Source organism: Phycisphaerae bacterium (assembly GCA_035384605.1).
Classification (GTDB): domain Bacteria; phylum Planctomycetota; class Phycisphaerae; order UBA1845; family PWPN01; genus JAUCQB01.
In genome coordinates, this window is sequence record DAOOIV010000034.1 from 15112 (window position 1) to 38717 (window position 23606).

Here is a 23606-nt window from a genome sequence, read left to right on the forward strand (position 1 = left end):
GCATTCCCCTGCGTTGCCGTGTGCAACCCTCGGCTTTACACTGCCGAGCGGCCAGGGAGGACGAATCATGAAACGACCGATGCCAGGTCTTGGCTGGTTCGGAAGCACGCTGCTGGTCAGTTCCATTGCGGTCGCGGCAAATGATGTTGGCTTCTATCAGATCGGTTCGGCCTCGGTCGTCATAACGCCGAAGGTGGCCCATGACGCCCCACCGGTGTGGCTGGCCGGGTACGGGCAGGGCCGACAGGCCGAGGGCGTGCACGACGACATCTACGCGCGGGCCATATTCATCCATGACGGCCAATTCGGTCTGGCCATCGTTGCATGCGACCTGATCGGCCTTTTCCACGACGAGGTGGCGAAGGTCCGAAAGGAACTTGGCCGGCTGCAACTGAGCCCGTCGATCGATTACGTCCTTGTCAGCAGTACGCACACGCACGCCGGGCCGGACACGCTGGGACTCTGGGGCCCCGTTGGCCGGACGGGCATCACGCCCGGTTACCTCGATGAAGTGCGGACGGCGTGCGTCGATGCCGTCCGCCGGGCGCATCGGAATGCCCGGCGCGGCACACTGCGGATCGGAACCGCCGATGTGAATCGTCTGGCCGAACTGATCGGCGACTCGCGGCTGCCCAAAGTGATCGACTCGCAACTGACCGTCATCCAGGCGACGAATGATGGCGGCGAGATGATCGTTACGCTGGTCAACATGCCGTGCCACCCTGAGGTTCTCGGTTCAAAGAACAAGCAGTTGAGCAGCGATTTCCCTTCGACGTTGCGCCAGTACCTTGAAACGAAGTTCGGCGGGCTGGCCGTCTACAACAGCGGGGCGGTCGGCGGCTTGCTCTCGCCTCGCGAGCCGAAGTCTGACCCGTTCACAAATGAGCCGTTGCCGGAGGATGAAATCGGCCGGATGATCGCTTATGGACGGATCATCGGACGTATTGCCGAGGGCGCCATCGACCAAGCTCAGCCTCTGCGCGGGCCGATTCGTGCTATCTCTCGGGAAGTGCAAATTCCGTTGTGGAACCCGTTTTACAGGCTGGGCGGATCCATCGGGGTTCTTCAGCGGCCGATGCTCGACGCAGACGGGCGACCTGTCAAGATGCAGCAGGCCGCCACGGCGACCGCCGCGGCCGGCGCACCGGCCGAGGGCGATCTGTATCTCAAGACCGAGATCGGCCTCATCCAGATCGGTTCGCTTCAGATCGCGGCGGTTCCGGGCGAACTCTACCCGGAGCTGGCCCTGGGCAGATTCCAGCAACCCCAGGAAGCCGCGGCCGATTTCCCGAACGCCCCGCTGGAACCGGCGATCTATCCGCTCATGACCGGGCGGTTCAAAATGGTCATCGGGCTGGCGAATGACGAGATCGGCTACATCATCCCCAAGTCGCAGTGGGACTGGTCCTCGCCATACGCCTATGGCCGCAAGGAGCGCCAGTACGGTGAGATCAACTCCTGCGGGCCGGAAGCCGCCACGCGCCTGATGGCGGCGTGGCAGTCGCTCGTCGCACAGCGGTAGACGCGGAATCGCGTGCGACGTCCGACCTCGGCGATTGGGAGGCGGTCATGGCGGCAAACGCGGCCTGCCAATCCGGGGTTTCAAGGTTTTGAAGACATGAGCATGTCGGCAACGCCTGTCACCGTCGGGAGCAGACGCTTTGCGATCTTGCCTGTAGGACCCCGCGGCAGATCACGATGGATAATGATCTGGCGAGGGACTTTGAAGCTGGCCAGATGACGACGGCAGTATTCACGAAGCTCGATGGCGCTGACTTGGGCGCCGTCCTTGGGAACGACAAAACCGACCACAACTTCACCACGCCTGGGGTCCGGTACGCCGATCACGGCGGACTGGGACACGGCAGGGTGATCGTCGAGGACATTCTCGATTTCCCGGGGGAACACGTTCTCGCCGGCTACGATGATCAGTTCCTTCTTGCGGCCCGTGATCATGGTATAGCCGTCTGCGTCCTGTCGGCCTAGGTCGCCGGTACGGAGCCAGCCGTCCGGCATCAGGACGGCCGCAGTCTCTTGCGGCCTGTTGAGGTATCCCTGCATGACATTGGGACCTCGGACACAGATCTCGCCCTGCTCGCCCGACGGCAGAGCGCGTCCTTGCTCGTCCCTGATGCTCACCTCCACGTCGGGAATCGGCAGACCAATGGTCCCGGGGCGGTGAGCCCATGGCTGGTTGACGGAGACCACCGGCGATGTTTCGGTCAGACCGTAGCCTTGAAGAATGGTGAAATCGAGCCGTGTCCGGCAATCCTTGAAAACGGCGTCGGGCAAGGCTTCGCCGCCGCTGACCGCAATCCTCAGCCCCCTGAGCATTTCCGACGAGACGTTCTTCACGCGGGCAAGCGCCGCGAACATGCTGGCCGCGGCCATGAACACGGAGATACCCCCGCCTGCAAGGGCCCGAAGAACCTCGACCGGCTGAAAGCGAGTCTGGTACTCGACGGTCGCGCCGAACAAAGTGGGCAGGATGAGCGTCGCGAGGAGGCCGAAGCTATGGGAGAGAGGCAATACGCCAAGGAACCGGTCATCGTCGCGAAGCAGCACATGCCGCACGGTGGCGGACGCGTTGGAGTGGAGGTTGTTGTGCGAAAGACAGACCCCTCGGGGCATCGCGGTTGTTCCTGAGGTGTACAGGATCACCGCGAGATCATCGGGTTTGCTCTCCGGCACCGCCGGAAATCGCGGGGGGCCGGAGGGTGACGGCGGTGGTTCCTGCGGCAGGCGATCCAGGAACACCGCCTGTGCAGGCAGCGCATTGACGACTTTCTCGAGCGCGGAGCAGCTCAGGATGAGATCGACGCCCGCGTCTTGAATGATTGTTTTGATCTCCGAGGGATTGAGCAGAACGTTGAGAGGCACAACGACGCGACCGGCCCACAAGACGGCATAGAAGGCGGCAACAGCGTCCGTCGACGATGGCAGAAGGATCCCAACGTTGGCCCCACGGCTTGCAGAGGTGACCATCCGAGCCAGCGCCGCCGCTCGGGAGACGAGTTGGTTGTAGGTCAGTTGGCGCGTCTCATCGAGAACAGCCGTCTTACCGGCGCATCGATCCGCAGTGTCGAGGAAGCTGGTCAGAAGCATCGTGTCGCGTGCAACCGGCAGGCCCGGTCGTTCGCGTTCGGCCGCCTCGACCGGACGCCGCCTGCGTCCCCTTTCGTGGTGCGATAGGCTCAGAACGACTCTATTGGCCCGTCCGTGTTGGCGTCTTGTTAATGGACCCAAGCCGCCGTGTCAAGCCAGTGCGTCCAAGCCGCTTCAGTGCCCCCGGGGATCTGCCCCAGTAATAGCGGCCAGGATTCCACGCGGCCTGAATGGGCCCCAGACGCTTCGCCGACGTTCTGGGAAGATGACCTTGGCCTCCTCACGGCATTCTCCAGGCCGCCCTGCCAGTGACAAAACGTCGTGTTGTTCGACAACCGAATCGAAGCTGGTATCATCGAGCCTCAGGTCAGATCTTGGATGTCCGGGTATCGACAGGGTTGACATCACGTCACCGCTGATCGCCGAGACCACAGGCCGTGGAACGGAGGCAATGTGATGAGAGTTCGGGCCCTTCTTTTCGAGAAGCCCACCGGCGTTTTCTTGTGGGTCGCCGTCCCTGCAATGCTCTTCTTCAGTATCGCCCCCTTGCCGGCCGCCCAACAACCGGATGCTGAACCGCCCGTGCCCAAAGGTTTCGGCTCCACGGAGGAAGTCAAGGAGGCGATCGGGCAGGGCAAAGTCAGGCTGGTCAACCTGTTCATCCCGCTGCCGGAGAACGTTGAGGTTATCAACAATGTCGAGTACGGCAGAGTGGGCGAAAGATCGCTCCAACTCGACCTTTATCAGCCCAAAGGCCTCAGTAAGCCGGTCCCGGCGGTGATCCTGATCCACGGCGGAGGATGGAAAAGCGGGAACCGCCAGATCTATCGGTACTATTGCATCAAGTTGGCCGAGAAGGGTTACGTCACGGCCACGATCTCCTACCGGCTTTCGGAGGAGGCACCATACCCGGCGGCTGTGCAGGACGCCAAGTGCGCGGTTCGCTGGCTGCGGGCCAATGCCCGCAAACACCACGTCGACCCGGATAAGATCGCCGTGCTCGGGGGCTCGGCCGGCGGTCACCTGGCGATGATGGTCGGGTACTCATCGGGGGTGAAAGCCCTGGAGGGCAACGGCGGTAACGCGGGCGTCAGCAGCGCCGTGCAGGCGGCGATCGACTTCTATGGGCCTGTCGATCTGACTGCTGATGAAGCCAAGAAGGCAGGGGCGGTGATCGATTTCATGGGCGGCAAGCGATATAACGAGGCCGAGGCGCAGTACCGCGAGGCGTCTCCGATCACTCACCTGGCAAAGGGCGCCCCGCCGACGCTCATCCTGCACGGCACCATCGACGACACGGTTCCTATCGCGCAGGCAGACCTGTTGGCCAGGAAGCTCAAGGAACTGGGTATTCCATACGAGTACGAGAGGTTGGAGGGCTGGCCCCACACCATGGATTTGTCCGAGGATGTCAACCGGCGTTGTTTGTGGCGGGTCGAGCGGTTTCTGGTCAAGCATCTTCCGGTTCCACCTGGGGCCCTGCCACCCGCTTCAAGCACGGCGGCGGAGTAGCAGCGGTCAATGCGGCAAGGGAGCACGTCCCGTGAAACGGCGAGATTTTCTCAAAGCAACCACGCTGTCGGCGGCGGGTGCAGCCAGTGAGACCCTGTGGTTGGGGCAGGCAGGTACGGCCATGAGTCAAACCACCCCGTCTTCGAACCCCGCGGTGCTCCCGCGACGTGACTACGGGCGCACCGGAGTCCAACTGTCTATCATCGGGCTGGGGGGCATCGTGCTGGCGGGATTGGAGCAGCAGCGAGCCGACCGCATCGTGGCCGAGGCGGTGGAGCGCGGATTGAACTACTTTGACGTGGCCCCCACCTATGGCGACGCGGAATTGAAGCTCGGACCGGCGCTGGCGCCGTACCGCAAGCGGGCGTTCCTGGCCTGCAAGACCACCGAGCGGCGGCGCGAAGGCGCGGCGAGCGAGCTGAGACGTTCCTTGGAACGTCTTCGGACCGATTACCTCGACCTGTACCGGCTCCACGCTCTGACGGACGTACGGAAAGACGTCGACGCCGCGTTCGCTGAAGGCGGGGCGATGGAGGTGTTCATCGAAGCGAAGAAGAGCGGCAGGGTCCGGCACATCGGTTTCTCGGCTCACTCGGTCGAGGCCGCACTGGCGGCGATGGAGCGCTACGAATTCGACTCGATTCTGTACCCGGTCAATTTCGCCACGGATTACGCGAACGACTTCTCGCGGCAGGTCATCGAGACGGCTCGAAGAAAGGGCGTGGCCGTGCTGGCGCTGAAGGCCATGGCCCGCCAGGCGTGGCAAGAGCATGATTCGCGGCGAGCCGCCTACAACAAGTGCTGGTACGAACCCCTGACTGACCCGCGCGAGGCCGAGTTGGGCGTGCGATACACGCTCAGCCGGCCGGTGACCGCTGCGGTGCCGCCGGGCGAGGAGTCACTCTTCCGCCTCGCCATGGACGTTGCCATGCGTTTTCAACCGATTCGGCCGAGCGAGGCCGAGGAACTGAAAACCTTGACTGCCACCCTCAAGCCGATTTTCCCCAAGGTCTGATCGCGAGGAGGTACCATCATGGCCGCATTCTCCAGGGTTGCGTGCTTCGTGGTCCTGGCGACGTTGCTGCCGGCATGTTCGCCGGCCGCGCAGGTGTGCGAGGATGTCCCCTTTCGACAGGTGCGGGCGATTCATTTCAAGAACGAGGTGGATCTGTCGGATTATGAACTTCGCACGGTCCGTGTGGACCGCGACGGGAAAGTGCTGATCAACACCAACAGGGGTCTGCTCAAGGGCTACGATGGTCGACTGGTCCGTTACCGGGAGCTGGCCGGTATATCCGAGCTGGATCACTACGATCTGGAGCTGCTCAAGGGCAAATTCGTCTTCCTGACGGACAAGATGCTTCTGCCCCTTCACGGCGCGGGTGTCGATTTTCACCACAATACGGAATCGCAATGGACTCGGTTGGCCGCCGCGGCTTCCGGCCACTACCTGCTTCTGTCAAAGGCCAAGATTGCTGAGATCGCGGGGGGCAAGAATGCGCAGATCGACAATCCCGGCTTCAGCGAAGTGATTCTGTGCCCCTTCGACCGTATGTTCGTCCTGTACGCGACCGACAAGCTGGCACGGTACCAAGGCGGCCGGCTCATCCCCCTGCCCGCCCCGCCCGCCAGAATCACTGGCGTGGTTCCAGCCTCCAACGGCGAGTTGAAGGTGGCGACGGATCAAGGCCTCTTCACCGTCACGGACAAGTCGGTGGTCGCCGATCTCCGGCCGTTGCCCTGGCAGGATCTGACTTGCATCACTCGGGATGCCGACGGGCGGCTCTGGATCGGATCAACCCGAGGAGCCTTCAGCCTCGACCATGCGGGAGAGATCAACTACTACGCCGGCCGCCGATGGCTCCAAGACGACCAAGTGATCGACATTCACGTCGATATGCGAAACGACGTCTATGTCCTCAACCGGCGAGGGCTTTCTCAGCTTCGCTTCGAGATGATGACCCTGGCGGACAAAGCCGCAATCGAACTGCGCAACCTGCGCCTCAATCACATCCGGTATGGGCTGGTCTCCGATGCCGAGCTTGTCGATGCCGATTATGCGCATCTGCGGCTGCACGATACGGACAACGACGGGCTGTGGTCGAGCCTGTACCTGGCCTCCGAGGCCTTTCGATTTGCCGTCACGGGGGCCGAGGACGCCCGTGAGAACGCGATTGACGGATTCGACGCGATCGAGCGACTCGTGACCATCACCTCCATTCCCGGTTTTCAGGCACGGACTTTTGAGCTCGAAGGGTACAAGCGCTCGGATCCGGAGCGGTGGCGGACCCGACCGCAACATGATTTCGAATGGAAGGGGCACACGTCGAGCGATGAGATCGTCGGCACGTTCTTCTTTCATTCGGTATTCTATGACACGGTGGCCAGGGATGACCCAGCTCTCAGAGAGCGTGTGGCGTCGGTCGTGAGGGCCATCACGAGCCACATTCTCGACCACAACCTGTATCTGGTTGACGTCGACGGCAAGCCCACCACCTGGGGGCGCTGGAACCCCGAATATGTCAACACGCCGGCCGTCGGCGGCGACCGGCGTCTGAACTCCATCGAAATCCTGTCGTTTCTCCAGCTTGCTTACCACGTCACCGGCTCGCAGCGGTTCAAAGATGCTTTCTACGACCTCGTCCGCAAGCACGGTTATGCGGACAATACGATCAATTACCTGCCCGACCCCAGGGGCGAATGGAATCACTCGGACGACGAACTCTATTGGCTGAGCTACTACAACCTCATCAAGCATTGCTTTGACGACAAGTTGAAGGCAACGTTCCTGAAGAGCGTTCGCGCCCACAAGGAGGCCACGCATCGCAAGAGGAACCCGGTGTGGAATTTCATCTTCGGCGGCGTGACGGGCGAGGCCATCGACTTGGAGGGAAGCATTTTTGTCCTGCGAAGGTTTCCGCTGGATAACCGGAATTGGCGGATGCAGAACTCGCATCGCCTGGACATCCGGATCGACGCCCGGCCGGGTGTGGAGCCGGAGGCCGCTGCCGTCCTGCCGCCCGATGAGCGGCGCATCCAGAAATGGAACGGCAACGAGATGGGCCTGGACGGCGGCGGGGATGGGAACAGCCCGGAGTCCGGAGCAGAGTACCTTCTGCCCTACTGGATGGGAAGGTACTTCGGGTTCATTACTGCTCCCAGGTAGGCTCCAGAGTGCGGCGGGACTCGGTCGCTACGGCGACCTCCACCCTGCCCCACCCTCTGGTCCCGTTGATTCTCGCGCACGCACGGAAACCGCGGCGCCGGCTGTCCGTTCAAGGTGTGGGACCGCTGACGGGGAGAGCCGGTTGGGTGCCCACAATCCGGACGTTCGTTGAAAGATAGATCATCCGGCCCTTGACTTCGTAGACGGCTTCGCCGAAGACGGCCGCAAAGCCCTTCTCCGGCTGCTTCAATCGGTACTCGTATTCCTCGCCCGCGGGATCAATGGCTTCCGGCCGCCACTTGGCGTCCCGGAAATCCTTGGTGGGCGATTCCGCAACCCAGGCCGAAACGCTGGAGGGCTTGACGTCCGACCAGATCGTCAACAGCAAGGTATCGCCGTCCTCCTTCATGTCCCAGGTGAGCTTGGGAAAATCGAGTTTGCCCGCTGCCTTCAGGGCAAAGGCCGACACGCTGCTGACCACCCGAACCATGTCGTTCAGGCCGTGGCCGACGTTCGGGACATAAAGGATGTACTTCTCGCCCTCCAGCCCGTCGTAGTACAAGTTGAGCGCGTCTAACGTCCAATAGCGGTCGTTGGTGCCCAGGAGAATGAGCTTGGGGATCTTCAGCCGCTTGCGGTACGAGTATGGATCGACAATAGCCAGCAGCTTCTGTCCCGTCTCGGTGTCGAGGCGATCCATGAGGTTCAGCCTGGTGTAATCGTCGATCTCCTCGCTGTATGTGCCGTACGTCTCCTTCTGGTGCTTCATCTGCTCTGCCATGTTGAGCACGTCGATGACCATCGGGGCGATGGCGACGACCCGTTTGTCGGAGGCACCCGTCAGCCAGGTGGTCCAGCCCCGCTTGGAGGCCCCCGTCACGATGAACTTCGAAATGTCGATCCTCCATTCCTTCTTTGCGAAGTCCTGGGCCGTGTCCATGGCCCGCACGGCGGCCTTGGTCATGGGCAGCAGAAGAGGCCATTCCTCATCGCCCGTTTTGAGGTACTCGTCGAAGGTCTTGGAAATGATCTGGTCCTCTTTCAAGCCCCCAAACATGGGTTGAAACGGGACGTGCATCACGAAAGCGACCGGCATGCCGCAGGCGCCGGCAATGGTTGTGGCCAGCTTGAACTCCCTGGAGTCCTTGTCCAGCTTCGGCTGCTCCTGGCCCTCGCGCCAGGAGCCGCCGGAGATGATCAACAGGGCGTGCGAGGTCGTCTGCGGCTTGAGCGGGCACACGACGGCCATCCGATGCTTCCATTCGATCCCCCGCCAGGTCTGGGACACCATTCGAAGCTCAGCGTACCGGATCGGACTCTCCGGATCGCTCTCGCTCGTCGATACGGTGGTCCAGGAATAGGTGGCGTCTTTTTTGTCGATGTAACCGGCCAGATCCGCGCGTGCGAGCGCGCACAGGACGGTCGGCAGAACGATCACTATTGCACACATGGACTTTCTCATCGTCAGGTCTCCTTAAGAAACGTTCCCACGGTTGCCGACTGCTACTTGCCGGTGGCGTTCTCCTCGACCTGCACCGGCCTTACGTAGACGGGATTGGTAATCACCCACGGCCGGCGCTCGCCGACCAGGGTGAGGCACGCTTCCAGACGATACACTCCCGCAAGGATGTCGTCGACTGTACCGGATTGGGCCGCAACCTCATGAAATGGACGCCCGTTGCGGAGGTTCCGGACCTCGGCGTCCAGAGGAAGGGCCCACCGGAGCGCCGGCTTCGGCTGCCACGGGATCCGATCGCCGACTGTTCCGGCCGGTGTGCCGGCCCGCTCCACCCAGAAACCGACGGCCGGCAGGTGAGGCGATGATCTCGAAGCCGAGGACAATGCGGCCGGTCCGCAGGGCGTGCCGGACCGTTTTCTCGTCGATGTGGTCGATCTGGAGGAACGTACCGACGTGCCGCACGCTGATCTCGTAAGGGGCAAGCTGGATACGGCTCAACTGGAGGGTCTGTTCGGGCGTCTTGGTGCAGCCCAGGGCCGCGAGAAGCATCCGGGCCACGACGCCGTCGCTCCTGAAGACCGATTCCTCGGCGGCGTCGAAGACTTCCAGCCCTCCGTCGGGCATGGCCATGACCTTGAAGCCCTGGTTCTGGTGGCTGTCATTCGCGACGATCCCGGCAAACGGGCTTTCGAGCCTCAGGATATCGAATCTCGCCAAGAATTCAGCCGGGTAGTCGAAAAAGGAAAGGAAAGCAGCCTCCGAATGCGCCCTCACCGCCGGGAGATTGAGGATCATCGCTGCGAGCAGCATCTTCACGGACTCATCTTTCACGTCGCTGTGCGTGTTGTAGATTTCCATTCCATCGAAGCGGATCCGGTCAAAAAAGGCGATACCCTCGGCAGGTCGCCGGGGCCCCTCGCTTCCACCTTCGCCAGGGCTACGGCGGACCGGTGTGCTTGGGGTTCTGAGAGTGGCCCGAGACGGTCGCGCGCCGCTCGCCGGTTCCAAGAGTGGCAAATGCCTTTGGGCCGGGGCCTGTACTTGTTAAAATGCGTCAACATGGAGAAAACCCGATGGCTGCAAAGTCGAGTGATTATCATATGGCAATCCTACTGGTGTCGCTGCTGTTGGCGTCGTCCCGTATTGTTGGAGCCGTCGAGATTGTCGTCGACAACAGCGACTCGGGTTTCACGATTCTCAGCGGAACATGGATGACCGGCACCTCGCCGACGCCCTATGGAACCGACTATCGATGGCGGGCCACTGTCGCGGGAAGCCCGACTGGAGAGGTCGAATGGCGTCCTGGTCTCCCCGCGTCGGGCACCTATGAGGTCTTCGTCTGGTACGTCGAAGGTGCCAACCGGGCGACGAACGCGCCATTTGTCATCCACGGTACCGGCGACCCGGTCACCGTATTCGTCAACCAGCAGACAAACGGGAGCCAATGGTTCTCGTTGGGTTCCTATTCTTTTGCCGCCGGCACAGGCGGCTATGTGCGCCTCAACAACGTGGCCACCGGCGACGTCGTCATTGCCGATGCAGTCCGGTTTGTGCTGGCCGGTGACATGCCGGTCAACACCGATTTCGACGGAGATCAGGACGTGGACGGCAGCGACCTGGCGATCTTCTTGGCGTGCATCACCGGCACGGACGCAGGGCCGGTAGCCGATGCCTGCCACTGGGCCGATTTCGACGGCGATCTCGATGTGGATCAAGCGGACTTCGGGGTGCTCCAGCATTGTCTGAGCGGCCCGGACGTTCCGGCCACCTCTGGATGCCTGTCCAGCCCCATCCCGCCTCGGCCTGCCGGAGCGGTCACCGGCAGCCAGTTCGTACAGCAGGTCTGGAGCATTCCCAAGGCCACGCGCGAGCAGATGATCCTGGCTGAGATGACCGCCGGAAACATCCCCGAGTTTCTAAGGCGTTTCGTGCCGGTCACTGTCACGGCGACGATCGCCTCCGTTGAGCACACGGCGACCTGGTTCGTGATGCCGGATTATCTGGCGATCGGATCAGACGCAGATTTCGTCCGCTTCCCGATGGGACCGCTGACCGCTCAATCCATTGGCGATACGTTCCAGTGCATGATGCCGACCCGCAAGATGGTCAACGACATCTGGTCGGCCGCACCGTGCAAGCTGGCCCCGCACCCCTACAGCCCTTCGGTGTACAACATCGAGTCGGTCGAGGTGTTCAACATGAGCAACACCTACATTGAAGGCCAGCGGATCGCCGCCGGGACATCGCTGGGCACGCTCATTGCTGGCACCAAGAAGGACGTGGTTGTCACCGCGCAACTGGCCACGCATCCCGGCAAGGTGGCCATCTACGGATGGCACCAGCTCAACGGTCAGCCCATCCAGCCTCTGTATCTGGGACACACGATCACCTACATGGACTACAGTCATGGAATTCGACTGGTCAAGCGGGTGATGCTCGTTGACGGCCGGCCCATGCTTGTTGAAGACGTGCTCAAGGACCCGGTGCTGTCCGTTCTGATCAGTGATGAAGGCGTGGTCAACGATCCGCGTTACTACTGATACGAGCTTGCGGCTGCAGAATGCACAGGTCGCCGTTGACGACCTCCGTCAGCCTGTATTCGTCGCGGACAACTCGAGCCGGCGGGCCGAAGTAGCCCTCCAAGTCGGCCAGGACGGCGGCTTCGGCTGCCCTGGCATCACCGGCGCCTCGCGCGCCGACCGGCAGACGGGCCAGCAACACCTTGGGGTGTTGTGTTCGGATGGCCTCAAACAAGGCGGGAAACATGCTGCTGTAGCAGACCTGGGTACGCAGCAGCGGATACGCCGGCGGCCGCTGAGCCAGGTAGTAAAGCCGCGGCTCATCGACTAGGCAAACGATCGGGTCGGTCTCGCCGGTCAGCTCCCGCACACGAACTGCTGCCGCGGAGGTTGTCTCGTAAGTCGGGAAGCTGGGTTTGTTCGCGGTGACCTTGGTGTAATGCTGCATCAGCGTCGTGCCGCTCAAAACGTACGGAGAACGGCCGTAGAAGGTCATCGTCCATCCCCAGGTGCCGGCGGCCAAATGCATCACCGCACCGAGGCAGACCACGGTCCATACGCGCCCGGCCTTGTCCATCTCGCAGAAGCGGGGGAACCGCTCCGAAATCTCCGCCGCCGCGATATATGCCCCGCACGCCAACAACGGAGGGAACTGATAAAGCGCAAAGTGGCCTTGCCACAAGACCGCGGCCAGCGATGCAAGGCCCAAAAGAGCGGTCATCTGCCATATCCGCGACCTCCGGCCCCATTGGGCCAGAAGCATGGCCCCGCCGGCCGGCACGAGGATCCCGGCCGTCTTAAGGAACGCCTGTTGCCAGTCCGGCCATCGCTGAATAGTCAACAGCAACGCGAAAACGGCCAAGCCGCCTGTAACCGGTGCGGCAAGGTCACGGAGACGCAGGCTTGAGCCCGCATGACTCTTGGCTCGAAGTACGTGTGCGAGCAGCGCGATGCCCGCAATGCCGACTGCACCGGTGAAAAGGTAAGGAGCTGATTCGCGGATCAGTTGCGGCCCACGGATGTAACCCGCCACGTCCTGACGGGCCAGCGTTCGCCAAAGGCCGCTCCACCAGCCGAGCTGATGCACAAGCGCGACCGCCAGGGCCGCCGAGACGATGAATCCCAGGCTCAGCGAGAACAAGGCTCTTTTCTCAGCGGATTCTGACAAACGTGTGATAGAGAATCTGCTCTCATGTCTCGTTTCGCCTAAGGCTGCGCCGGGGCAGAGTTGCTGGAGCGGTGAAGCACCGTTCTGAAGGGAGGGTGCAGCCGGACGCAGGAGCGGGGCAAGCCAACGAACCAGAATCATGAGCCAGAGCATTCCGAAACAAAGGCCGAGCGGTGGCTTGATGGCGAAAACGCAGAAACAGAGCGCCCCTGCCAGAACATGTCGAGGAGCGGGAGCACGAGACGCGCGGTCATGTCCCGTCGCAGGGGCGAGGGCATGAACGGCCAGGAGCAGCGGAAGCACCGCGAAGCCTTCCCGTTGGGCGGTATGCACGTAACCCAGCCCATAGTACGCCAGGACATACAAAGTCGCCGCCAGCCAGCCGGCTTGCCAGCGCCGCCCGTCGCGGACCGCCAGAGCCACCAACGCGGTAATCGTCGCACATTGCCAGAAGGCATCGAAAACCCGCAGTGCAATCGGCGTTCGGCCGACGAGAATCGTCGCCAGCCAATGAATCCCGATGATGCCGGGCGTGTTCTGGTCCCAGACGTCGGCATAAAGCCGCTGGCCGAGCATCACTCGATCGGTGATGTACTGATACAGCGCCTGGTCGAATCCGATCGGGTCGAAAACGCTCCGGCTGAGCGAGATCACCCACACGATGATGAATACGGTTACAGCAGCGAACGTACCGGCTCGAATGCCCGCCAAGGGCGGCGCCATGTCGCTGGATCGAAGATGCATGTACCGTGTTGCTGTGATCATGTTGTCGCCGTTGCCTGCTGAACTACGTCCGGATGCCGTCCCATAATATCGGTTGCCTGCAGACGCAACTGTTGCTCGCCCTGTCGCCGTTTCATCGCTTGTGCAACGTCTGATAATCCCTTCTGCTGCATGGATTAAGCTTAACGCGGTCCGGAAACCCGCCGATGCTTAAGAACCAGGGCTTATGGCCCCCTGAGCGAGGATCAGCCGGCTATCAAAAGAAGGAGTGCCCCGGTGGCTCTTGAGTGCTCGATCGTCATTCCCCTGTGCAACGAAGAGCAGAGCTTGCCGACGCTTCATCAGCGTCTGAGCGCGGTCATGCGACGTCTGGCGATTCCCTACGAGATCATTTACGTCGACGACGGCAGTCGCGATCGCACGGCGGAGGTCATTCGCGATCTTCACGTGCAGGACTCGACCGTCAAAGGCGTGTTCCTGTCGCGAAACTTCGGCCATCAGGCGGCGCTGTGCGCGGGCTTGGAAGCCGCAACGGGCCGATCAGTCATCACCATGGATGGCGATTTACAGGATCCGCCGGAGGTGATCCCGGACCTGATCGAAAAATGGAGAAGCGGATATCAGGTCGTTTTTGCACGGCGTCGCAGTCGCCGCGAGAACATTTTCAAGAAGGCCGCTTACTTCAGCTTCTACCGATTGTTGCGACAGATGAGCGAAATTGCGATTCCGCTGGACACGGGTGACTTCGCACTCATGGATCGCCGAGCCCTGGACGAAATGAACAGCCTTCCCGAAAGAACGCGATTCCTTCGCGGACTGCGAAGCTGGGTCGGTTTCCGGCAGGCGGAGATCGAATACGACCGTGAACCTCGGCACACGGGCGAAACCAAATACACCTTTCGCCGTTTGCTTCGTCTGGCGATGGATGGCATTCTGTCATTCTCCGATGCGCCGCTGAAGGCCATCACCTTGACCGGCGGTCTCATTTCCGCGATCGCCCTGTCAATCCTGGCGGTCAGCGTGTCGGGTTTGTGGTCGGCGGCAAGTGGAAAAGGCGTGCTCACACTGGGCGCTGCTCTGAGTCTACTGGGAGGCATTCAGCTTATCGGACTGGGCGTGGTCGGAGAGTACATGTCCCGCATCTATCGCGAGGTTCGCGGACGGCCCATGTACGTAGCGAAAGAACGCCTTGGTTTTCAGCGGATGCCCCGGCCGGTGCCGGATGTGCTTGACTTCCTGAGCACGGACGTCAGGCAGCGTCGACAGCGTGTTACGGCCGCACGTTTGTCGCCGTCCAGGTCAATGGAGAGATCTGGTCACGAAAACAGCGCCTGATCGCCGGATGGAGGCGAGAAACCGCTGGAAGTCCCTGATCGATGCAACTCAGAGGAGGGAAGCGGCGGGTGTTCCGATGCATGGCTCACCGAGAAGCTGGACGAAACTGAGGCCGGTGGCCTCACGGTTTGTCGCCTCGCTGATGGCCGTGTTTATCCTCTTTGGTCCCTACCTGTCCAACTCCCTTGGCGATCTCACGCGGTATCTGCACATGTGGCAGCGCAGCGACATGGTTCTGGTGCTGAGCATCGTCGTCGTACTGGCGGCTCTTGCCACGCTTGCTGATGGGCTGCTTCGCAAGCTCGCCAGGCCGACCCTGATGCGCCTCTACCATCACCTTTTTGTGCTTGTTGTTGGCGCAGGCATCTTGGCGAATGTGGCTTTCTACGGCGACAAGTCGCAAGGTTGGCGCATCGGCCGGACGGGCATGGAGATGCAAACGCTCTGGTTGATCCTGGTGGCCGTAGTGGCATATTCCTTCGCCAAGCCGGCTTCGAGGCTGGTTTTCTGGTGCGGCCGGGCGTGCCTCATCGCATCACCCGTGGTGCCGATCGTGGCGTTTCAACTGCTGGCGGCCCCGACGTATCCATTGGCCGCCGATCCGCTGGTTTCAACCTCGGTCGTGCCGGCGTCGGGCGGCGACGCTGAGGTCGACAGGCCGCCGGTTTATCTGTTCGTTTTCGACGAGTGGTCCTATGAGCGGACCTTCACGGAGGGCGCTCCGAAGACGGCTTTTCCCAATCTGGCTGATCTGGCCGCGCGGTCCGTTGTCTTTCATGATGCTCATTCCCCGGGCGAAGATACCGCAACCTCGATGCCCGCCCTGTTGTTTCAGACGAACCTTCGGCCCGTCGTGAAGAACGGCAGTGTCGGCTTTGACCGCGATGGCCGCGTGGTCCCGAGGTCCGACTTGGAATGCCTGTTCTCAGTGGTTGCCGACCAAGGCTATCGACGCATTATGATCGGGGCGTTTCTCCCATACCAAGCGTGGCTCGGCGATCAGGTCGATATCTGTCGAAGCTACTGCTACTACCCGCGAGCGGATGGAATGCTGAGCTGGGTGACGATCCACGGTTTCAACGCGGTCTCATACTTGACGGACCCGTGGAGCGTTCTGGCTTACGCCAAACTCAAGACCCGCATGAACGACCGGCAGATTCTCACGGTGCACGAGCGGACGCGGAACGACGCCTTCTCCGTCATCCGAGACCAGCCGGCCGCCGCGTTCGCGGTGATCCACTACATGCTTCCCCATGAACCGTTCATCCTCGATCCGGACGGCACCTATCGTGGGCCCGACGACTCGGCGTGGATTCGGCCGAACGTCGAGGGATACACGAGGAACTTGGAGGGGCTCGATCGCCTGATCGGTGAGTTCGTGCAGGCCATGCATGGCGCGGGACGGTTCGACGATGCGCTCGTCATTGTGACTTCGGATCATTCCTGGCGGTTCGATCCGGCCAGAAAGTCCGGTACGATCGTCACTCCGGTCACCCACGTGCCGTTGCTTATCAAACTTCCCGGTCAGCAAACGCCGGTTTCGATCTCGAATCGATTTGAAACCCGCCGCCTCGGTTCACTGATTCGATGGGTAATCGCTTCCCCTCCGTCGCCGGGACAGATCGAGAGTCTTGTCAGGCAATGGGTCGAGGGAAACGCGCAACGCGATGCCGTGACGTGGGTGGTTCCGCGCCCGCCCGTGTGCGGCCGGTGAACCGCCGGGAAGGGCGGAGGCGTGAAGGCAGCCCTTTCCCAGTACTGCCGGGTTGGCTTTGCGGGTCTGCGGAGGCTGGGGGCCGGTCTGAGGGAAAGATGTTCAGTTGGCTTATCGGATGAACGATAGTAATCCTCGATAGGGGCTCGGTGCGGGCAGGGCCGCAAGCCGATTCCGACCGATGTCCCGGCAGAGGTGTCTTGAGGCGGTGCCGGCCGATGATCGCTTACATAGATCCAGGTTCCGGAACGATTCTCCTGCAGTTGCTGATCGGTTCGCTGATCGGCGCGGGGCTCTTCTTCCGCGAAGGCATCGGGAAGCTGCTGCGCGTCTTCAAGCGGAACTGACGGTTTGGTCGGCCTACTCATCGGTGCTGCGGAACGCTGACTCATGAATGCTCGGGAGAGCGGATGCCGGAAGTTCAAACACCAATCAGGCAGCCGGGATCATTTCGCGATCCCAGCGGGTTCGTGTTCGAATTCAACGGTCGAATTCTGCGCGCCGTCGACGAAGACTGTCTGCGGACTGTTCGAGAACTTCTCGACGGCGGCCTGCTTGGTCGACTGATCGATGAAGGGTTGATCGTCCCCACCTCGCTTGTTGAATCGCCCGATCTCCTGCGGCGATTGAAGGCCGTTTACCCAGGGCAGGCAGGCTTCCTCGAACATGAACGTATTCATCCTGTCAGCTACCCGTACGAGTGGTCCCCGTCCATGCTGGCCGATGCCGGCGTCTGCACTATCGACTTGCAGATTCGGCTGCTGGAACACGGTTTCTCGCTGAAGGATGCCACTGCCTACAATATTCAGTTTCGCCACGGCCGGCCGGTGTTCATCGATGTTCCCTCGATCGAACGTCCGCCACGATTGGACGTTTGGATTGCCCTTGGCCAGTTCGGGCGCATGTTCACGAATCCCTTGTTATTAAACCGCTATAAGGGGCAGAGCTTACGATCATGTTTCCTCGCCGATCTTGACGGAAGTGACGTCAGCCGCGTGCAACGGGCCTTCGGCAGGCTGGAACGGCTAAGCCCGCGGCTACTGCTGGATGTGACGCTGCCTTACTGGTTGGGCCGCCGGGCGTCGAGGTTGGGCGACGCCGGGCCGCGTCGGCTCACGTGCAGGCAAACGACGCCCGCCGCACAGATCATCAATCTTCGCCGGCTGCGGTCCAAGCTCAGAAACCTGGCTGCCAGGAACGGTTCTGCCGGCCACTGGGCGACGTACAGCGAGACGTGCAGCTACACCGACCGTGCCGAAGAATCCAAGGTTCGCGAGGTCCGGCGTTTCCTGACGGAACACCGGCCCGCGTCCGTCCTTGACGTCGGCAGCAACACCGGTCGCTACTCGATGCTGGCACTCGAGGCCGGCGCAAAGGTCGTCTCGATCGACAGCGATCAGGATTGCATCGACTTGCTGTATCGCAGGATCCGCCACTGCGGACATCCGATTCTTCCCCTTTGCGTGGATATCGCCAATCCCAGCCCTGCGATCGGCTTCCGCAATCGCGAGCGAGCGAGCTTCCTCGAACGTGTCCGGGCGGATTGCGTCCTGGCCTTGGCACTCATTCATCACTTGCACGTCAGCGCTAATCTGCCCGTAGCCGGGATTCGAGACATGCTGGCCGATCTGTGCGATCGGCATTTGGTTCTCGAATTCGTACCCACCGACGACGTGATGTTCCGCAAGCTCATGCAGTTTCGCGTGGATGTGTACCAGGATTTCACGCTCGACGCTTGTATCCGGGCTTTCGAGGAGCGATTTGACGTCTTGCGGCAGGTTCCCGTCGTGGATTCCCGGCGGACGCTGCTGTTCATGCGCAAGAAGGACGCATGACGTTGAAGTCTCATGCTGTTTAACAGCTTCATATTCGTTGGCTTCCTGTCGGTCGTACTGCCGCTGTACTACGTCTTGTCGCATAAGTGGCAGAACCGCATGCTGCTGGCGGCCAGCTACGTGTTCTACGGAGCCTGGGACTGGCGTTTCTGTTTCCTGCTCGCGGGTACGACGCTGGTCGACTTTCAGGTTGCCCGAGCGATCGATCGTACCGCCGACGAACGTCGTAGAAAACTGCTGCTCCTGCTGAGCCTCTCGTTCGGGCTGGGTGTCCTGGGATTCTTCAAATACTGCGGCTTCTTTGTGGACAGCCTGAACGATCTGCTGGCCTGCTTCGGACTGGGCCGGATGCACTGGGCTGTCAAGGTCATTCTCCCCGTCGGCATCAGTTTCTATACTTTCCAGTCCCTCAGCTACACGATCGACGTATATCGTCGCCGGCTCAAGCCCGTTGATGGTCTCGTGGATTACGGCCTGTACGTCGCCTACTTTCCGCAGCTTGTGGCCGGGCCGATTGAGCGGGCGATCAACCTGCTGCCGCGGATCATGACAAAGCGTACCGTCGGTCCCGCGCAAATCGCCACCGCTGCGCAGCTCGTGCTCATGGGTTATCTCAAAAAGATTGCCATCGCCGACGCCGTGGCCCCCTGCGTCGAACAAATCTTCAGCCGGCCGACCGCGTGCTCCTCGCTGAAGCTGCTTCTCGGCGTTTATCTCTTCGCCGTCCAGATCTACTGCGACTTTTCCGGATACAGCGACATCGCCCGCGGCGTGAGCCGATGGTTTGGTATCGAGTTGATGGTCAACTTCCGGCAGCCGTATCTGTCGGCCGACATCGTCGACTTCTGGCGCCGCTGGCACATTTCGCTTTCCACCTGGTTGCGCGATTACCTTTACATCCCGTTGGGTGGTAATCGTTGTGGCCGGCTGAAAACCTACCGCAACCTGATGATCACCATGTTGCTGGGGGGGTTGTGGCACGGGGCCGCGTGGACCTTCGTCATCTGGGGAGGTCTGCACGGGCTCTATCTCAGCGCAGCCAAGCTGATCGGGATTCGCCCAATGGAGCAGCAGATCCGTACGCCGCGCCAACTCGCAGCGTTCGGGCTGCGTGTTCTGGCGACCTTCCATCTTGTGTGTCTGGGCTGGGTGTTTTTCCGGGCCGGCAGCTTGGACGTGGCGTGGAGTTATCTGACTGGACTTGCTCAACTGACGACGGCCGTGGAGCTGCGGTTGGTTTGCGTCACGGGGTTCTACCTGACTCTGATGCTGTTGATTGATCTGCCTTGCTGGGTGAGGAACGAGGAGTATCCCTTGACCACCCGGACTCGCTGGTATGTCCGCGGGTTGGCACAGGCGACGGCCGTGATTCTGATTTCCTTTGTCGGAGCCGGTCATGGAACGGCGTTCATCTATTTTCGCTTTTGACACCCTCACCGGCCTGCCACGCGTAACGGCCTCGCTGGTGCTGACGCTGGTGTTTTGCGCAGGGTTCCGCGCGGTACTCTACGCCGCATCCGACCGGCTTGATCGCATTCCCGCCCCGGCCATCTTCCAGCGATACATCGAGCTGGAGGATCAGATCATCAGCCGAGCCAAAACGCGCCCGAAGATCGTGCTTATGGGCAATTCGATGGCCCGCTACGGCCTGCTCGAAGATCAGATCGCCGCGGCGGCCGGTATGGCCCCTGCTGAGGTGGCGAATCTCGGCATTGAGGCGGGTCAGCCTTGGGACGCCTTATTCTTCTGGCGTCGAAATCCGGAGTTCTTCAGCGACGTTCGGCTGGTTGTCTACAACGTGGGATTCTCGGAACTGCAAGAAAGGTCGGTTCGACGCAGACTTGGCCATTTCTACCGATTCAGCACGCTTCCCGAGAAGCTCACTGTGGATCGCTGGTCGGATCGTATGCTCATGACGCTGGATTGGGTCTGGCCTTACCATTCGGATCGCCGCGATCTGGTGACATGGGGTCTGGGGCTCTGCGGCGAATCCGATTATCTCCGGCCGGAAGCGATGCGCCCCGCATGGGAGCCGTCCAAAATGACCACGTTACGGGCCCGTTGGCTCCCGCGACTTGAGAGCGCGAAGCCGCCCTCTGCGCCGGGCGCGTCCGTCGATCCTGAATGGACGCCCGCCGAGTGGCCCGAGGGAACATCGCAGTGCCAGGTCAATCTTCTCACGCGACTGGTTGATCAGTGGCGACACGCGGGGATCAAGGTCCTATTGGTGGCCATGCCTGGCGCGACCGTCATCCATCGGGCCAGGTTCTGCAATCAGGATGCACAGACGCGCCTGGCTCAGTTCAACGCAGCAATGTCCGCCATGACCGGCGGTGGTGTTGCCTACCTGTGCTGGCGAGACGGAGCCGAAGCCGGCCTGGATGACGCTGCCGACTTCATGGACGAATGTCACCTCACCCCGCAGGGGGCACGCAAGTTCACCTCGCTCATCGTGTCAAGACTGACGGCCATGGATTGGTTGCCCCCGCCGCCTCAAGCGTCGTCGCTGGCCGGCAACATCGGTTGGTACGGCTCTTCGGATCCGTAGAAGACAGGCTTGGCTGCGATATCAGGCCGAGATGTCGGGCGGATCCAACAGCAAAGAGGTTATCGGACGATCGTGATGCGCAGCCGGATAAGTATGAAGTCCGGTATTGTTGCCGCCGATCAATTTCGCATGCGCAACGGCGAGAGCCATTGTCGGGCAACGAGCAGATTCTGGCGTTGCCGGATCGTCTCAGGCGTGATTGTGGCCGCGTCTATCATGGTTCTGGTGGGGTTTGTGCTGCGATCTCGCGAGGTCCGGCAATTCTATTGGATGGTGGCAGGTTGGCTGTGGCCATGACCGTCGACATCCAAGCTCGGAGTCGGCATCTATGAAACCCACTCCGGAGACGATCACGTGGCTGGTCGCTGCTCCAGCCATCGCGATCCCGTGTTTCCTCGCGCTCGGGGGGTTGCTGCGGCAGCGGTGGATTGGGGATGCCGACAAGCCTACGGCAGCACTTCTGTCGGCCGTGCTCGTAACCTCGGGCTGGATCGTAGCCTTTCACCTCGTCGGATTCCTCCGTTTGCTTGGATTGCTGTCAGGTCTGTCCCCGGCCCTCATCACAGCGGCGTTCGTGGTGATCTTGGCCTTAACCTGGTTCGTCCTCGCATATCCGGTCCAATCACCTACGGCGGTGAGGTCGCCTCTGGCAACACCTGGCGACGTCTTTTCCGCGTCAGTTGGGTACCGGCGGACAAGCCGATACCGGTACCCTTGGAGCAGGCGCAGGCCGCCAACCGAAACGGGCGCTCGTTCCCGGAACGCGTGGTCGGTGGCGATTCTTCTGGCGCCGGTTGTCCTCACTCATTTGATTCTCCTTGCTGAGGGACTCTCCAGAATGCCGGCGGGCCACGACGGTCTGAAGTATCGTCTGCCTCTGGTAGTCACCTGGCTGAAAGCGGACGCTCTGGTGATGCGACCGGATACTTGGTCCTTTTCGCTCCCGGCCAACGGTGAACTGATTCTCTGGTGGCTGCTGAAGGGGGGCTTCGAGCGTGTCGCCGGCGTGGCCTTCGGGCCGGCCTCGGTCCTCCTGGGACTGGCAGTCTGGTCGATCGTCCGATCCCTGAAGGGGTCGCGATGTGCGGCCGCCTTGGCCGTGGCGATTCCGCTGTCCGCCCACTTGGTCACCTTCCAGGTATCACATGCCTACGTCGATGTCTTCGGGACTGCGTTTCTGGCAAGCGGCGTCGCGGCGTTTTTTCTTGCGATTGGTCCCGAACGTACTTTGGCGGCTCGAAGGGTTCTTGTGACTATCGCGGGGCTGGCCATCGGCATCGCCATGGGTACCAAGCCGGTCAACTGGATCTATGCGTTGGCCTTTGCTCTCATCTTCTTCGTTGTCCTTGTGAAGCGAAACCGGCGGAACAACGATCTTGCGTTTCTACTACCGGCGTTCATACTGGCTTGCCTGGCATGCTCGGCTTTCTGGTTCATCCGGGCGGGCCTGTTGACGGGCAATCCTTTCTATCCGGTACAGGTTGCCGTCGGCGATCGCGTGCTGCTGAGGGGGATCAGGTTCAGCGCATACTACGAGATGTATGAACAGAACGACGGTTCACTCTCGGCGATGTCTCAATCGCCACATCAGTGGCTTGCGACGATAGCCAGAATCGCCGGATATGCGGTGACTCTTAACATGCTCTCGGGCAGCGTCGGCCCGCTGTTTGCCATGTGCGTGCCAATCGGGATGCTTGTGGGGGTGTTGATGCTGCTTGCCCGGGGCAGGCGAGCAACCCGGCGAAACCGGCTGACGATAGCGGTGCTGACGTTGTCGTCCCTTGCCCTGTGGACCGGGCCGCTGCAGCACTACGCAAGATTTGGCATCATCTATCTCCTCCTGGCGACGTGCATGGCCATGCCGGTCATCGGCTGGGCGGTGCGATACTGGCCCCGATTGACCGGTTTGGCCTTTCTCACGTCGACGGTACTTGCGTGCGCTCTGGTTGCCGGGCAGCCGGCTCGCGAACTCAGCAGGCGTCTGGCTTCCGGGGATTTCTCGCGATCCGGCTTCTATGGCCTGCCGCCGCCCGTCGATCAGTGGCCCGACGGCACGCGCGTGATCAACCTTTCTGACTGGAGCGGGGCCAGCACTCTGACCTATCCCCTGTATGGTCGCGATCTGAAGAATGACGTAATCGATTACATGACGACGAAATCGCTGTTTCCGGAGCTGAAACCGACCGTGGAGCAGCTTCAGGAGCTGGGCGTTGATTTCGTATTCGTTCGCGAGCCTTTTCGCCGTGACTGGCCGACGGATCCGCGTCTGGAATTGGTGTACGACGATTCGGTTCAACTTCCGCCAAGTGACCCGCTACCACGTTCCCGCATCTACCGTGTGCCGCCGCCTGCTGCCGGAGAAAACAACGGGCTTGTTGTTGCCAACAGGCCGAATTGAGTGCCTCACCGCAGTCCAGTCATATCCCTTCTTATGCTGAAAGCGGACATCCCGTTGTGCTACAATAACGTGGTGGCCGTGTTGTGACGACGGCCTGCGAGTGCGTCGGCTGTATCGGTAGAAT

At 61.4% G+C, this 23606-nt stretch carries 16 protein-coding genes; 12 read left to right on the forward strand and 4 right to left on the reverse strand.

The genetic code is table 11. The features are described from left to right. Positions 1–67: 67 nt before the first annotated feature. Positions 68–1522, forward strand: coding sequence for a neutral/alkaline non-lysosomal ceramidase N-terminal domain-containing protein (locus tag PLL20_09730; GenBank protein ID HPD30263.1), 1455 nt, complete (start codon positions 68–70; stop codon positions 1520–1522). A gap of 80 nt (positions 1523–1602) precedes the next feature. Here PLL20_09730 and PLL20_09735 read toward each other — a convergent pair whose 3' ends face one another. Then, positions 1603–3105, reverse strand: a complete 1503-nt coding sequence (locus tag PLL20_09735; GenBank protein HPD30264.1) for an AMP-binding protein — start codon at positions 3103–3105, stop codon at positions 1603–1605. A gap of 456 nt (positions 3106–3561) precedes the next feature. Here PLL20_09735 and PLL20_09740 point away from each other — a divergent pair, with 456 nt between their 5' ends. Genes PLL20_09740 through PLL20_09750 form a run of 3 tightly spaced genes read left to right on the forward strand, consistent with a single transcriptional unit; the run spans position 3562 to position 7783 of the window. Then, positions 3562–4617: an alpha/beta hydrolase gene (locus tag PLL20_09740; protein ID HPD30265.1), complete on the forward strand. Its 1056-nt coding sequence runs from the start codon at positions 3562–3564 to the stop codon at positions 4615–4617. Between the two features lie 31 nt (positions 4618–4648). Then, positions 4649–5632 (forward strand): aldo/keto reductase, encoded by a 984-nt coding sequence (locus PLL20_09745; GenBank protein HPD30266.1) that lies wholly within the window; start codon positions 4649–4651, stop codon positions 5630–5632. Between the two features lie 18 nt (positions 5633–5650). Continuing rightward, positions 5651–7783, forward strand: a complete 2133-nt coding sequence (locus PLL20_09750) for a hypothetical protein (protein ID HPD30267.1) — start codon at positions 5651–5653, stop codon at positions 7781–7783. A 109-nt stretch (positions 7784–7892) separates the two neighbouring features. Here PLL20_09750 and PLL20_09755 read toward each other — a convergent pair whose 3' ends face one another. Together PLL20_09755 and PLL20_09760 are read right to left on the reverse strand one after the other, a co-directional pair. After that, the gene (locus PLL20_09755; protein ID HPD30268.1) at positions 7893–9245 is read right to left on the reverse strand and encodes a PhoPQ-activated protein PqaA family protein; all 1353 of its coding nucleotides are present in this window, start codon (positions 9243–9245) and stop codon (positions 7893–7895) included. Positions 9246–9443: 198 nt separating this feature from the next. Then, the gene (locus tag PLL20_09760) at positions 9444–10100 is read right to left on the reverse strand and encodes a hypothetical protein (GenBank protein ID HPD30269.1); all 657 of its coding nucleotides are present in this window, start codon (positions 10098–10100) and stop codon (positions 9444–9446) included. Between the two features lie 215 nt (positions 10101–10315). Between PLL20_09760 and PLL20_09765 the strand changes: the two genes are divergently transcribed. After that, the gene (locus PLL20_09765) at positions 10316–11782 is read left to right on the forward strand and encodes a hypothetical protein (protein HPD30270.1); all 1467 of its coding nucleotides are present in this window, start codon (positions 10316–10318) and stop codon (positions 11780–11782) included. On the opposite strand, the gene PLL20_09770 is transcribed toward PLL20_09765, so the two are convergent. Beyond that, positions 11760–13694 (reverse strand): hypothetical protein, encoded by a 1935-nt coding sequence (locus PLL20_09770; protein ID HPD30271.1) that lies wholly within the window; start codon positions 13692–13694, stop codon positions 11760–11762. The genes PLL20_09765 and PLL20_09770 overlap by 23 nt on opposite strands. Positions 13695–13928: 234 nt before the next feature. Here PLL20_09770 and PLL20_09775 point away from each other — a divergent pair, with 234 nt between their 5' ends. From PLL20_09775 to PLL20_09805, 7 genes are all read left to right on the forward strand, one after another. Continuing rightward, positions 13929–14987 (forward strand): glycosyltransferase family 2 protein, encoded by a 1059-nt coding sequence (locus PLL20_09775; GenBank protein HPD30272.1) that lies wholly within the window; start codon positions 13929–13931, stop codon positions 14985–14987. Positions 14988–15102: 115 nt separating this feature from the next. Next, complete coding sequence (locus tag PLL20_09780; protein ID HPD30273.1) at positions 15103–16701, forward strand: sulfatase-like hydrolase/transferase; 1599 nt, start codon at positions 15103–15105, stop codon at positions 16699–16701. Positions 16702–16919: 218 nt separating this feature from the next. Beyond that, positions 16920–17048, forward strand: a complete 129-nt coding sequence (locus PLL20_09785) for a hypothetical protein (protein HPD30274.1) — start codon at positions 16920–16922, stop codon at positions 17046–17048. Between the two features lie 63 nt (positions 17049–17111). Continuing rightward, a complete protein-coding gene (locus tag PLL20_09790; protein ID HPD30275.1) occupies positions 17112–18536 on the forward strand; it encodes a class I SAM-dependent methyltransferase in 1425 nt (474 codons plus the stop codon). 12 nt (positions 18537–18548) lie between these two features. Continuing rightward, positions 18549–19964, forward strand: a complete 1416-nt coding sequence (locus tag PLL20_09795; GenBank protein HPD30276.1) for an MBOAT family O-acyltransferase — start codon at positions 18549–18551, stop codon at positions 19962–19964. Continuing rightward, complete coding sequence (locus PLL20_09800; GenBank protein HPD30277.1) at positions 19933–21084, forward strand: hypothetical protein; 1152 nt, start codon at positions 19933–19935, stop codon at positions 21082–21084. The genes PLL20_09795 and PLL20_09800 overlap by 32 nt, the downstream gene beginning before the upstream one ends. Positions 21085–21856: 772 nt before the next feature. After that, on the forward strand, positions 21857–23482 hold the full coding sequence (locus PLL20_09805; GenBank protein ID HPD30278.1) for a hypothetical protein: 1626 nt from the start codon (positions 21857–21859) through the stop codon (positions 23480–23482). The last annotated feature ends 124 nt before the right edge of the window (positions 23483–23606 follow it).

Excerpts from the sequence above, each read along its gene's own strand:
- PLL20_09730 (HPD30263.1), top strand. The coding sequence starts at position 68 with ATGAAACGACCGATGCCAGGTCTTGGCTGGTTCGGAAGCACGCTGCTG.
- PLL20_09735 (HPD30264.1), bottom strand. The coding sequence starts at position 3,105 with ATGCTTCTGACCAGCTTCCTCGACACTGCGGATCGATGCGCCGGTAAG.
- PLL20_09740 (HPD30265.1), top strand. The coding sequence starts at position 3,562 with ATGAGAGTTCGGGCCCTTCTTTTCGAGAAGCCCACCGGCGTTTTCTTG.
- PLL20_09750 (HPD30267.1), top strand. The coding sequence starts at position 5,651 with ATGGCCGCATTCTCCAGGGTTGCGTGCTTCGTGGTCCTGGCGACGTTG.
- PLL20_09755 (HPD30268.1), bottom strand. The coding sequence starts at position 9,245 with ATGAGAAAGTCCATGTGTGCAATAGTGATCGTTCTGCCGACCGTCCTG.
- PLL20_09760 (HPD30269.1), bottom strand. The coding sequence starts at position 10,100 with ATGGAAATCTACAACACGCACAGCGACGTGAAAGATGAGTCCGTGAAG.
- PLL20_09765 (HPD30270.1), top strand. The coding sequence starts at position 10,316 with ATGGCTGCAAAGTCGAGTGATTATCATATGGCAATCCTACTGGTGTCG.
- PLL20_09770 (HPD30271.1), bottom strand. The coding sequence starts at position 13,694 with ATGATCACAGCAACACGGTACATGCATCTTCGATCCAGCGACATGGCG.
- PLL20_09785 (HPD30274.1), top strand. The coding sequence starts at position 16,920 with ATGATCGCTTACATAGATCCAGGTTCCGGAACGATTCTCCTGCAGTTG.
- PLL20_09790 (HPD30275.1), top strand. The coding sequence starts at position 17,112 with ATGCCGGAAGTTCAAACACCAATCAGGCAGCCGGGATCATTTCGCGAT.
- PLL20_09795 (HPD30276.1), top strand. The coding sequence starts at position 18,549 with ATGCTGTTTAACAGCTTCATATTCGTTGGCTTCCTGTCGGTCGTACTG.
- PLL20_09800 (HPD30277.1), top strand. The coding sequence starts at position 19,933 with ATGGAACGGCGTTCATCTATTTTCGCTTTTGACACCCTCACCGGCCTG.